Here is a 12,854-nt window from a genome sequence, read left to right as displayed (position 1 = left end):
AGGGGAGGACAGCCGGTAAATTTTCAAAAGGGGAAAAGGCATGAATGTTCAATTGAAAAAAACGATATCAATCGCTGCCATGGCTGCGGGCATTATAGGTATGGCAGCAGCACTCTATATGGATTTTTCGGGCAGCGCCTCCACGATCAGGGGACCGCTTCTTATTGCAGGGGCTTTGCTTGTGATAGCCGGCGTCTACCTGCTTCCGACCAGAAAGCACCGCTCCATTATCAATGTGCTGTTCCTGTTTCCGCTGATCTTTGCGTTTGCGGTGACAGTATTGATTCCGTTTGCCTGCGGTATCTTTTACTCCATGACAGACTGGAATGGAATCAAATTTGAGAAGTTTGTGGGACTTGGCAACTACATCAGTATGTTTAAATCAAATGATTATATTTATTCATTTGTGGTAACCTTTATCTTCACGGTGATCAATATGCTGGCTGTGAACCTGGTGGCTTTCGGACTGGCTCTTCTTTGTACATCAAAAGTTAAGGGAAGAAACTTCTATCGTGCGGCTTACTTTATCCCGAACCTGATCGGCGGTATTGTACTTGGTTATGTATGGCAGTTTATTTTCAACAAGGTAATGACAACTGTGATCGAAGGCAGCACGTCCATGCTGACAGATCCCAATCTGGCGATTGCCGCTATTTTGATCGTAAGTACCTGGCAGTACGCGGGGTATATTATGATGATCTATGTGACAGGTCTGCAGAGTGTGCCAAAGGATATTCTGGAAGCATCCAATGTGGATGGGGCTAACCAGATCACAACCCTGCTGAAGATCAAGGTTCCCATGATCGCAAATACATTCACTGTATGTATTTTCCTGACACTGGTCAACTCATTCAAACAGTTTGACCTGAACCTGGCTATCACCAATGGTGCGCCCAGCCGTATTCTGGCGGGTAAACCGGTGCAGGCAACCGAGTTTTTGGCATTGAATATTTATAACACGGCTATCAGTAAAAACCAGTATGCATTGGGACAGACAAAGGCAGTGGTATTCTTTATCATCCTGGCGATCGTGTCTTTGACACAGGTATCCATCAGTAAGAAGAAGGAGGTTGAAATGTAATGAAGGCACAGAAAATAAGAACCGGAATCGCAGAAATTATTGGTGTGATTCTTACAATTATCATCCTGGCTCCTTTCCTGCTGGTGGTTGTGAACTCCGCAAAGAGCAGCGCGGATATTATCACAAGCCCTATTTCCCTGCCGGAACATTGGGGACAGATTTTTACAAATCTGAGCAATGTAATACATAACCAGAACTTTAACTACTGGAATTCTTTCTTCAGCTCTCTGCTGATCACAGCGGTTTCCCTTTTGCTGCTGACCGTATTTTCCAGTATGGCGGCATGGGTTCTGGTGAGAAACAAAACAAAATGGTCCAGTTTCATTTTTATGCTGTTTGTGTCAGCTATGGTTATTCCTTTCCAGGTCGTTATGCTGCCGCTGCTTTCCACATTCCGGGAAACCTCCAACTTCTTCGGGATTCAGATGCTGCAGAGTTATAAGGGGATTATCTTTGCTTATCTGGGATTCGGCGGGTCTATGTCCGTGTTTATTCTGCATGGATTTGTGAAAGGGATTCCTTATGAGCTGGAGGAGGCTGCCTGGATCGATGGGTGCAGTCCGGAAGGGACATTCTTCCGTATTATTTTCCCGCTTTTGAAACCGGTACAGGTGACGGTTCTGATACTGAACGGTATCTGGATCTGGAATGATTACCTGCTTCCCTCTCTGATGCTGGGGCTGAATGGGAAGATCAAGACGCTGCCTGTGGCGGTCAGCAGTTTTGTGGGGTCTTATGTGAAGCAGTGGGATTTGATTTTGTCGGCAGCGCTGCTGGCTATGATTCCTATTATTATTTTGTTCCTGTTTGCGCAGAAGCAGATCATTCAGGGTATGGTGGATGGAGCGATTAAGTAAGAAGTGAAAAAGGTTTTGAAGTTGGGCACCGGATATGGGGAGAATGTATCCGGTGCTTTTTTGGTACATGGACATGGAAAGCAAAGGGTCCGGATGCCTTTGCCTCCCGGCCCCGGGCCCTTTGCTTTCCCCTGGTAGTGGAGGGCGGCAGGTGACCGATTGGAAACGAGGGTCATATGATAGAAAAAAAGGATTTTTATGAATATGATCAGGAGAGTATCTTCATATATATTATTTTTTTGTGTTTTGATGCTGTTGGGGTGTACATCGGTTTTCGCGCTGCCGCCTGAAGATGGGAATCAGCGGCAGGGGATTGACGTGAGTATGTGGCAGGGGGATATTGATTTTGAGGAGGTGGCAGGTACCGGAGTGGATACAGTCTATATCCGGTCCAGTCTGGGAAGTGATTATACAGACCCATATTTTGAACAGAATTATGAGAGAGCCAGGGCAGCAGGGCTGAATGTGGGATTTTATCATTATGTGACCGCCAGGACAGTTTCCCAGGCGGTGTATGAGGCACATTTTTATATGAACGTGATTCAGGGAAAGGAGTTTCAGTGTCGGCTGGCTATGGATTTTGAGGATTTGACCCGTCTGAGTGCCGGGGAGGCGAATGAGATTGGGCTGGCGTTTATCAGGACCGTGGAAAACCTGAGCGGTAAAGGGACAGTGGTGTATAGTGATGCCTACAATGCCGGGAACGTGTTTGGGGGAGAGCTGACAGAATACCCCCTTTGGATCGCGGAATATGATGTGTCAGAGCCTTCGTCACAGGTGAACTGGGACTCATGGGCAGGATGGCAGTATTCGGATACGGGGAATGTGGCCGGGATTTCCGGGTATGTGGATTTGGACCGTTATACAGATGCTATGTTTTTAGAGGAAGCGGGAAGCGTGCCGGGGCCTGTGCCTATGCCCGAACCTTCTTCGTCTACGGTGGAGTATACGGTTAAGAGCGGGGATACGCTGTGGGGGATTGCCCGGATGTACAGAACCAGTGTATCTGCTATTGTTTCTGAAAATGGGATAGCAAATCCCAACCTGATTTACCCCGGGGAAGTGCTGAGGATCACACTTGCGGATCAGGTATCGTCTTCTCAGGTGGATAACACGTATATGGTGCGAAGAGGAGATACCCTCTGGGGGATAGCGCGGATGTACAGGATTTCTGTGGCAAGGCTTGCGGCTATAAATCATATCTCTGATCCGAACCTGATCTATCCCGGGGAGGTTCTGCAGATTTCAGCCTCCGGAAGTACGGGGGATGTGGGAAGGACCTATATTGTGCGTTACGGGGATACGCTGTCAGGGATCGCGGCCAGGTTTGGGACTACGGTTTCACAGCTTGCGGCAGTTAACGGGATAGCGGACCCGAATCTGATTTACGCCGGGGAAGTTCTTACAGTCAGCTGAGCAGGCAGGAAGAGACGATATGAAATGCAGGTAAAAGAACAGATAGAAGAACAGACAGAAAAAAACGGGGATGTTCCGGAGCATCCCCGTTTTTGTAAGAGCCGGCACATGATAAGAGCCGCAGCGTTCAGTCAGCTTTTGCTTTGTCAAGTGCCTCATTGATGGCGTCCAGCAGAAGCATTGAGGTGTATTTGTTTTCGTCTGTATAGGTGATGTTTTCCGTGGTCTGCGATGCGTATATCTGGCTGGAGAGCGCATCCAGTGCGGGCTCCATCAGCGGATACATGGCAGTGGTGGTCTCGCTTAAATTTACCAGAGATATGGCATTTATGTGGTTTTCGTCCACGGTAACCTCAACGTCAAATGTGTTGCCATTTAGTGTGATGGGGCTTTTATACACGCCAGCGTGGTAGACAGCGGCTGAAGTGGCGGCTGAGTCGGCTTTCCGGTCTTTTCCGAACATCATAAAGAGAAGAACCGCCAGAAGAATGGCAAGTACCACGAAAATAATGGTATAAATGACTTCTTTCATATGTAATACGACAATCTTGGTCTTTGAGCTCATGGCTGCACCTCCTGCATTCCTTTTTATAACTTATTATGGAAGTGGGGAAAATATGCAAGGATTCTTTTGGGGAGGACAAATTGTTGGGGAGGCGGATGGAGATTGGAGTGGCCCGGGGCGTGAAGTTGTGTTAAAATACGGACATAAAGCAGTGGCGCAGGAGGAGTATTCATGGTTCAGAAGATCATCAATCATATTGTGGCCGCAGTCAATGTACCTGTCAGGGAATATGATGAATATAAAAATATGATCCGTTACAACGGGGATGGAGCAAAGGAGGATGTTCTTTTCCATGATGCGGAGTTCCTGGATATATTGTCTTCCTGTGCGGAGGAGAATGTGCCCATGATCTATCAGGAAATGTATCCCATCTATTACGGCGTGATCAGGGCAAAAGGCAAGATTTACATTATGGGGCCTGTCAATATTGATTTTACGGTGACAACTATTCAGCAGCAGCCTATTGGCAGGTATTACGCCGGACTGCATCATCTGCCGGAGGACAAATACAGAATCTCTTTTTGTGAGCATAAGAATTTCTGTGAGGAGTATCTTCTGTTGTTCAACTGTCTTGCAGACACAGATTATACCTATTCGGAGCTTTGTATGTGGTCTGTCGCGAAGGAGGAAGTCAGGCATAATGTCCGGGCGGAGAGAAGCCGCGTGTATTTCCAGTACCAGGAAAATGAAAAGGTACATAATTCTTATGACCATGAGAGGCGGGAGATGAACAGTATCCGGGAAGGAAATGTGGAAAAGCTGAAAATGACTCTGAAAGAGGTCGTTGAAGGCGAATATGCGGTCCTGTCCAAAGATTCTCTGCGCTCCATGAAGAATCTGGAAATCGTAGCCCTAGCTATTGTGGCGAGAGCCGCTATAGACGGAGGGATGAACCCGGAGGAGGCTTTTTCCATCAATGACAGTTATATTCTCCGCGTGGATGCAGCCGCTACTATAGAGCAGATAGGAGCTCTTGACTATGAAGCAAAGGTAGAGTATGCCACGCTGGTACATAACCTGAAAGAGCACAGGAAAGAGAATACGCTGGTGGAGGAAGCCAAGCGTATTATTTTCAGGGACATGCATAAAAAAATCATTATTAAAGATGTGGCAGGGGAGATCCATATTACCCCGGAATATCTGTCCGCTCTTTTTAAAAGGGCAGAGGGCATCACAGTCAATGATTATATTATGAGGGAAAAGGTCAGGCTCTCAGAGAATCTGCTGATGTATTCCAGATATTCCATGAGGGAAATCAGTTATTATTTTGGATTCTGTTCCCAGAGCCATTACGGAAAAGTGTTTAAAAAGTGGAAAAATATGACTCCGGGCCAGTATCGCAGTAAATACGGAGTCAGGGAATTTATGGAAGATTGAGCATTCAGAAGACAGGCGCTGACAGGGGATAAAAGAATTTGTCCGCTGAGGCGCCTTTTTTGATTTCAAAGAAGATAAAAATATGATAAACAGATTAAAATTATGATATAACTTCCTCATTTTCTCTGCTATCCTCTATTAATAGGAATTCCAATATTGAGAAAAGTGAGGTAGTCATGGAACGGATTAAAATTGATATCCATAAAGAAAAGGGCCGTATCAGTCCGGAACTGCACAGTCAGTTTATTGAATTTCTTGGTGCTTGTATTTATGACGGTATCTGGGTGGGGGAAGATTCGGAAATACCCAATTACCACGGGCTGAGAAAGGATGTAGTGGACGCGCTTAAGGAAATTCAGCCGCCGCTGGTGCGCTGGCCGGGAGGGTGTTATGCGGACACTTATCACTGGAGGGACGGAATAGGACCAAGAGACAGGCGGCCTGTAACTTACAATGAAAACTTCGGCACATTTGAGCCGGACAGCAACCAGTTCGGGACTCATGAATTTATGGAGTTCTGCCGTTTGATCGGAGCAAAACCGTGGTTTAACATCAATATGATGAGCGGCAGCGTGGCGGAGATGCGGGAATGGATGGAATACTGTAACAGGGAGGATTCCACATCCCTTGCCGCAGAGCGGAAGAAAAACGGCTCGGAGGAACCTTTTCAGGTGGAATACTGGGGCGTTGGAAACGAGATGTGGGCAGGCGGCGGCACCATGACAGCAGCCGGGTATGCAGCGGAATACCGGAAATACGCCTCAGCATTTCCATCTTTCGCAAAACTGGGAAAGAAGCAGGAGGAACAGCCAAAAATGTACCGCATTGCCTGCGGACCGGACGGAAATAAACCCAGGGAGCGGGCAGAGTGGACCAGGGAATTTTTTAAAGAGCTCTCCCGTTTCAGGCAGCCAATCCTGGATGGGTATGACATTCATTTTTACAATTGGAACATTGAAAATCCGGCGCAGAAGGAAACTGAGTATGGGGAAGAAGACTGGTACCGTGTGATTGACGGCTGCCGTGAACTGGAAGAGGTCATCCTGGAACAGTACAGGCTGGTAAGGGAAGGTCTTGACAGTTTCAGAGAGGCAGAAGGACCTTTTCCCTCACCGGAAAAGAAGTGTGATCTGATCGTGGGAGAGTGGGGGAACTGGCACGGCGCCGCGTTCGGGAACCGGCCTGCCCTGTATCAGCAGTGTACTATGCTGGATGCGGTGACAAGCGCGCTGACACTTGATATTTTCCACAGGAACTGTGAGAAGGTAAAAGCAGCCTGTGTGGCTCAGAGTGTGAATGTGTTGAATTCCCTTTTGCTGACAGAGAAGGGGCAGTGTATCCGTACGCCGAATTATCATGTGTTTGACATGTACAAAGTGCATCGGGGCGGTGAAGCACTTGCGGTCTCCCGGGACAGCGGCGGAGAAGAGGAAAGGATTAATGGATTTGCATCCAGAAAGGGCGGAATAATATACGTGAATCTGGTGAATACAGATATGGTGAGCAGCAGAATCGCAGAACTCACGTTTACACAGGCGGTCACTTACGCAGGTGGTGAGGCATTGTATTCCGGTGATGTCCATGACTGCAATACGGCAGATCAGCCGGACCTGATTCGTAAAAGAGTGGCAGAAGCACCTGTTTTACATGGAAAACGGGCACAGGTGATACTGCCGCCGGCGTCTGTCAGTGTCTATACATTTGCCCTGAATACAGAGAAGAAGGATTGAGAGGAGAAAGAAAATGAACGGGAAAACATACAGCAAGGCATTTTTATGGAGGCAGAGGATTGGGTTTGGGATTTCGGATTATGCCTGTAACCTGGCATATCTGATGGTGAATACATATCTGCTGATCTATTATACCGATGTGGCAGGCATCAGTGCGGCGGCAGCGGGATTTATGTTTCTGATCACAAAATTCTTTGACGCGTTCACTGATTATATGGTTGGAACTCTGATAGACAAGACGAACACCAGGATGGGAAGAAACAGGCCCTGGATGCTGGCCGGTGCGCCGGTTCTGGCAATCGGCATGATCCTTCTGTTTACTGCCCCGGACTTTGGGACAACGGGCAAGCTGGCGTGGGCTTATTTCACCTATATGTTATTTTCTTTTGGATATACCCTGGTGAACATTCCCATGGCTTCCATTCTGCCTACTCTGAGTGCTGATCCCATTGAGCGGACCAATATCGCTACATCCAGAAGTATCTTTTCAAGCCTTGGCTCCCTGACATCAGCTTCTATGGCCTTGTTTCTGATCGCAAAGCTGGGGGGAGACAATGTGGTGAAGGGATATTTCAGGACAAACCTTGTCTTCGGTGTGATCGTGGTCATTATTCTGCTGATCTGTGTTGCCAGTATCCGGGAAGTGAATCCGGCACCACAGGTGGTGAAGAAAACAAGCGTCTTCCATGACTTTAAATGTCTGATGCAGAATAAACCCTATCTGCTCATGGCTGGTGATACCTACTTTCTCTTTGTGGGATATCTTGGCATGTTCGCAGCCATTGCTTACTATTTTAAATACATTGTGGGAAATGAAATGCAGACAAGTGCTGCCATCAGTATTATGACCATTGCCCCTATTCTCACCATGCTGCTCTCCCCTGTGGCAAATAAAAGATTCGGTAAGAAAGATATCACCCAGTTCGGAACCTTGGTGGGGATTCTCGGATTTATACTTGTGGGAATCTCAGGCGGAAATACATCTGTCATCTACGCCGGAATTCTGCTGGCAGGTCTTGGGAACGGGTTCCGTACCACCATGTATTATTCCATGCTGGCAGATGTGGTGGACTATGGCGAGTGGAAATTCAAAAAGAACCTTGCGGGCACCCAGGCGGCTGTCAGTGGTTTTGTGAATAAGGTGGCCTCTGCATCCGCGTCTGCCATCGTGGCATGGCTTCTGTCCTCGGGCGGTTATGACGGGACCGCGGCGGTGCAGTCTCCGGCAGCGCAGACAGCTATCATTGCGGCTTTTGTGGGGCTTCCTATTCTCTGCAATGCGGCGTGTATGATTCTGCTTCATTTCTATAAGCTGGACAAAGGGTACGGAACGATCAAGAAGGAACTGGAAGAGAGGAAAGCAGCGGTTCGTATGAACGAAACAGCATTGGAATCATAATGTGTGTAACCAGGCTGCCGGCAGTGTGCCGGCGGCCCTTTTCTATAGTAGGAAAGTATTTATTCAGTATACACCAACAGAAAAACAAGGTTGGTTCCGCCCCCGTTTTGTGATACACTGGTTGCAGACAAAGACAATTTTTGTCGCTAAGGAGGCAGGAGAAATATGAAGTACCGATTGCTTGTGCTGGACATTGACGGCACAGTTACCAATACAGAGAAAAAAGTGACACCGAGGACAAAAGCAGCTATAAAGAAACTGCAGGAGCAGGGCACCCTGGTGGCCATTGCTTCCGGGCGGCCCACAAGGGGGATCGCGCCGGTGGCAGATGAACTGGAGTTTGATAAATACGGCAGTTATGTGCTGGCCTTTAACGGCGCCAGGATCGTGAACTGGAAGACAAAGGAGTGCATTTATTCCAAGACCCTTCCTCTGGGAATGCCCAGAAAGCTCTACCGCAGCGCAGTGCGCCATGAGGTAGGGATCATCACATATGAAGAGGAGCAGATCATTGCCGGGACAACGCCGGATATCTATATGGAGACAGAGTCAAGGATCACAGGACTGCCCATCTGTTACAGACAGGATTTTCCTAATTATGTAAACTTTCCGGTGAATAAATGTCTTCTCACAGGAGAGCCGGATGAGTTGGAGAGAATTGAGCCGCTTCTGGCTGAGGAGTATCTCCATGAGGCCCAGATATTCCGTTCAGAGCCGTTTTTCCTGGAGGCAACGCCTAAAAATGTGGACAAGGCCTACTGTCTGGAAAAGCTGCTGAAGCTTCTGGGCATATCCAGGGAGGAGATGGTGTGCTGCGGGGACGGATATAACGACATTTCCATGATACAGTTTGCAGGCCTTGGGGCAGCTATGGCAAATGCCCAGGAAAAGGTAAAAGATGTGGCTGACTATATCACAGTCCGCAGCAATGATGAGGACGGAGTCGAAGAAGTGATAGAGAAATTTTTCTTGAAAGAATAATAAGGAGGGAATCCATGCCGCTGCATTTTATATTCGGCGCTTCAGGGGCCGGGAAATCGCACTATATTTATCAGAAGATCATACAGGAATCCATGGAGCATCCCGGACGGCAGTATCTGGTGCTGGTTCCGGAGCAGTTTACCATGCAGACGCAGAAAGAGCTTGTAATGATGCACCCCAAAAAGGGGATTCTGAACATAGATGTCCTGAGTTTTGAGCGCCTTGCCTACCGCGTTCTGGAGGAGACAGGGGAATCCTGCGCGCAGGTCCTGGAAGAGACGGGAAAAAGCCTGGTGCTTCGCAAGGTATCCCAGGAGAAGAAAAAGGAACTGAAGATCCTGGGAGAGAAAATGAAAAAGCAGGGCTATATTTCCCAGATGAAATCCATGGTGTCAGAGCTGAAGCAGTATGAGGTCACAAAAGAGGATATGGACCTTATGCTGGACTATGCGAAAAACAAGCCGGAGCTGTATTACAAGCTGAAAGATATCTCTGTGCTGTATCAGGGATTTTTTGATTACCTGGAAGGGAATTTTATCACCCAGGAGGAGGTGCTGGAGGTGCTGGGAAGGGTGGCAGGGCAGTCCGGAAAGCTGGCAGGGAGCGTGATGGTCCTGGACGGCTATACGGGTTTTACCCCTATTCAGTTACAGCTTTTGGAGCGGATTCTCCCTCTGTGTGAGACCATGTACGTGACCGTCACCATGGATGACCGTCTGGACCCCTATCGCCCGGGCAGCCCCCACCATCTCTTTCATCTGAGCAGGGAAACAGTGGCTAAGTTATGTAAACTTGCGGGGGCGGCGGGCAGTCAGATCGAGGAGACATGGGTAAAAGAAAACGGAAGATTTTCAGCTAATAAGCCTATGGCATTTCTGGAACGGAATCTGTTCCGGTTCAGAAAGGAAGTCTATACAGAAGAACAGCAGGCAGTTCATATCCGGGAGAGCAGAAACCCGGCCCGGGAGATGGAGGAGACAGCTCTTATGATACGCCGTCTGATGCGGGAGGAAGGATACAGATGCCGGGATTTCGCAGTGATCACAGGAGATATGGAGACCTATGCGGACCATGCGGCAAGGGCCTTTGATAAGTTTGATATCCCCTGTTTCATAGACCAGAAGAAGTCTGTATTCATGAATCCTTTTGTGGAATTTCTCCGCTCGGCTGTGGATATGCTTCTGGAAAATTACAGTTATGAGAGTGTTTTTCGGCTGCTGCGCTGCGGACTGCTGGATCTGCCCTGCCGGGATATGGACCGGCTGGAAAATTATGTGCTTGGCATGGGAATCCGGGGGTTCCGCAAATGGCAGGAGGAGTGGGTGCTCCACTACCGCGGGGAAAGGCCGGAGGAGGTTCCTGAGATTGACAGGATACGGCAGCAGCTCATGGAGACCCTGGCGCCGTTTACAGAACAGATGAAGACAAGAAAAGGGACTGTCCGGGAACGCGTCCTGGCATTCTATGAATTTATCACTGCCTGTGGTATCCAGGAAAAACTGGACAGAAGCGGAAAAGAGTTCGCAAAAGAAAACGCCATGGACAGGGCAAAAGAATATGAGCAGATCTACCCTATGGTCATGGACCTTTTTGACAAGATGACAGAGGTTCTGGGGGAGGAGAAAGTAAGCCTCCGGGAGTTCAAGGAGCTTTTGGAGGCAGGCCTTTCCGAAGTGAAGATCGGCATCATTCCGCCCAGTTCCGACCAGGTGCTCGTGGGTGATATGGAGAGGACCAGGCTTAAGGATATCCGGGTGCTTTTCTTTGTGGGTGTAAATGACGGGAAAATTCCAAGAGAGGACGCTGCAGGCAAGATCCTGTCAGATTTGAATCGGGAGGATTTAAAGGCTTCCTCTGTTGCCCTGGCGCCCACCTACCGGGAAAATCTGTACACCCAGAGGTTCTATCTGTACCTGAATATGACAAAGCCATCCGATAAACTGTATCTCTCCTACAGCAGAGCCGACGACGGAGGGGAACCCATGACCCAGTCCTTTTTGATCGGTGCAGTCAAGAAGCTGTTTCCGGCGCTTGTTCTGGAACGGCCGTCCGAGGATGCTGTCTGGGAAGTGGAAAATCCCAAAAGCGCGCTTGCGTATCTGGCGTGGGGATTTAAGGAAATTCTGGAACGTGAGCCTTCTTTGCTCTGGAAGGAGCTTTTTTCCTGGTACCAGAAGCAGGATGCCTGGAAACAGACCATGGAGAATATGGTGGAAGGAGCTTTCCGCGTCAATCCTGAGGATGAGATCGGAAGAAGTGTGGCAAGAGCACTCTATGGCACCACCCTGGAGAACAGCGCCACCCGTCTGGAATTGTTTGCCCAGTGTGCCTGTGCCCATTTTATGGCGTACGGTCTGGAATTAAAAGAGCGGGCCAGATATGAATTCAGCCCCATGGATATGGGAAATGTACTGCACAGCGGCCTTGAGAGTTTTGCAAAAAAAATGCACCAGCGCGGTCTTTCGTGGACTGCTCTTGATGAGGTTCAGATGGATGAGATGGCAGAAGACTGTGTGGAGGAGGTAGTTTCTTACTACGGAAATACCGTGCTGAAAAGCAGTGCCAGAAATGAATACATGGTCAGCCGGGTAAAAAGGATGATGAAGCGCACCATCTGGGCTTTGACAAAGCAGATGGAGCAGGGAGCGTTCACGCCCAGCCGTTTCGAGGTCTCTTTTGCCATGGCAGATTCTCTGGAGAGTATCAACATTGCCCTGTCAAAGGAGGAGAAAATGAAACTCCTGGGCAGAATTGACCGGGTGGATACCTGCGAGGAGGAGGACAAGGTTCTGGTGAAGGTCATTGACTATAAGTCAGGAAATACCTCCTTTGACCTGCTGGCTCTGTATCACGGCCTGCAGCTTCAGCTTGTGCTGTATATGAACGCAGCTATGGAGCTGGAGCAGAGGAACCATCCGGATAAGCAGGTGGTGCCTGCAGGTATTTTTTACTATAATATCAAAGACCCTGTGGTTGAGAAAGTGGAGGAGGAGGACCCGGAGGCGCTGAACCGCCGCATTTTGAAGGAGCTGCGCATGAACGGCCTGGCCTCCTCAGACAGGGGTGTGCTGGAAAAGCTGGATGAAAACCTGAGCGCAAACGGTACCTCATCCCTCTGTGTTCCGGTGACCATCAACAAGGACGGAAGCCTGTCACGGAATTCCAGTGCGGTCAGCCCGGAGCAGTTCCGTCTGATATCGAATTATGTAAACCAGAAGATGAAGGAGATCGGCCGCAGGATTTTAGCAGGGGAGGCTGAGACTCAGCCTTATGAGATGGGAAAGCGAAATGCGTGTCAGTATTGTCCTTATAAAGGTGCCTGCGGGTTTGACGAGAAAACCGCGGGATACCACTACCGCAGACTGAATCCTCTGAAGCCGGAGGAGATATGGGGCAGAATGAAAGACGGGGAAAAGTCTGAAGACCCTGTGGATAAGGAGGTGTAAAA

9 protein-coding genes are annotated in these 12,854 nt (G+C 48.8%); 8 read left to right on the top strand and 1 reads right to left on the bottom strand.

The features are described 5' to 3' along the window. The first annotated feature begins 40 nt into the window (after positions 1 to 40). The 3 genes from LC508_RS14700 to LC508_RS14690 all read left to right on the top strand — a co-directional run bounded on the left by LC508_RS14700 (position 41) and on the right by LC508_RS14690 (position 3,354). Positions 41 to 1,081 carry a carbohydrate ABC transporter permease gene (locus LC508_RS14700; protein WP_033139204.1) on the top strand — a complete coding sequence of 347 codons (1,041 nt, stop codon included), beginning with the start codon at positions 41 to 43 and terminating at the stop codon, positions 1,079 to 1,081. Continuing rightward, a complete protein-coding gene (locus LC508_RS14695) occupies positions 1,081 to 1,938 on the top strand; it encodes a carbohydrate ABC transporter permease (RefSeq protein WP_033139205.1) in 858 nt (285 codons plus the stop codon). Before LC508_RS14700 ends, LC508_RS14695 begins: the two co-directional genes overlap by 1 nt. Positions 1,939 to 2,262: 324 nt before the next feature. Further along, complete coding sequence (locus LC508_RS14690; protein ID WP_052098790.1) at positions 2,263 to 3,354, top strand: LysM peptidoglycan-binding domain-containing protein; 1,092 nt, start codon at positions 2,263 to 2,265, stop codon at positions 3,352 to 3,354. A gap of 127 nt (positions 3,355 to 3,481) precedes the next feature. Here LC508_RS14690 and LC508_RS14685 read toward each other — a convergent pair whose 3' ends face one another. Beyond that, complete coding sequence (locus LC508_RS14685) at positions 3,482 to 3,919, bottom strand: hypothetical protein (protein WP_018597792.1); 438 nt, start codon at positions 3,917 to 3,919, stop codon at positions 3,482 to 3,484. Between the two features lie 171 nt (positions 3,920 to 4,090). Here LC508_RS14685 and LC508_RS14680 point away from each other — a divergent pair, with 171 nt between their 5' ends. The 5 genes from LC508_RS14680 to addB all read left to right on the top strand — a co-directional run bounded on the left by LC508_RS14680 (position 4,091) and on the right by addB (position 12,852). Next, positions 4,091 to 5,296 (top strand): helix-turn-helix domain-containing protein, encoded by a 1,206-nt coding sequence (locus LC508_RS14680; protein ID WP_118593791.1) that lies wholly within the window; start codon positions 4,091 to 4,093, stop codon positions 5,294 to 5,296. A gap of 176 nt (positions 5,297 to 5,472) precedes the next feature. Then, on the top strand, positions 5,473 to 7,026 hold the full coding sequence (locus LC508_RS14675) for an alpha-N-arabinofuranosidase (RefSeq protein WP_103732896.1): 1,554 nt from the start codon (positions 5,473 to 5,475) through the stop codon (positions 7,024 to 7,026). 13 nt (positions 7,027 to 7,039) lie between these two features. After that, positions 7,040 to 8,425, top strand: a complete 1,386-nt coding sequence (locus LC508_RS14670) for an MFS transporter (RefSeq protein WP_103732897.1) — start codon at positions 7,040 to 7,042, stop codon at positions 8,423 to 8,425. A gap of 165 nt (positions 8,426 to 8,590) precedes the next feature. Continuing rightward, positions 8,591 to 9,406 carry a Cof-type HAD-IIB family hydrolase gene (locus LC508_RS14665; protein ID WP_033139207.1) on the top strand — a complete coding sequence of 272 codons (816 nt, stop codon included), beginning with the start codon at positions 8,591 to 8,593 and terminating at the stop codon, positions 9,404 to 9,406. Positions 9,407 to 9,420: 14 nt separating this feature from the next. Beyond that, positions 9,421 to 12,852, top strand: coding sequence for a helicase-exonuclease AddAB subunit AddB (gene addB / locus LC508_RS14660; RefSeq protein ID WP_103732314.1), 3,432 nt, complete (start codon positions 9,421 to 9,423; stop codon positions 12,850 to 12,852). Positions 12,853 to 12,854: the final 2 nt, after the last annotated feature.

Origin of the sequence: Blautia parvula (assembly GCF_020215665.1) — a bacterium.
GTDB lineage: Bacteria > Bacillota > Clostridia > Lachnospirales > Lachnospiraceae > Blautia > Blautia celeris.
This window is presented reverse-complemented; position numbering and strand designations above follow the sequence as displayed.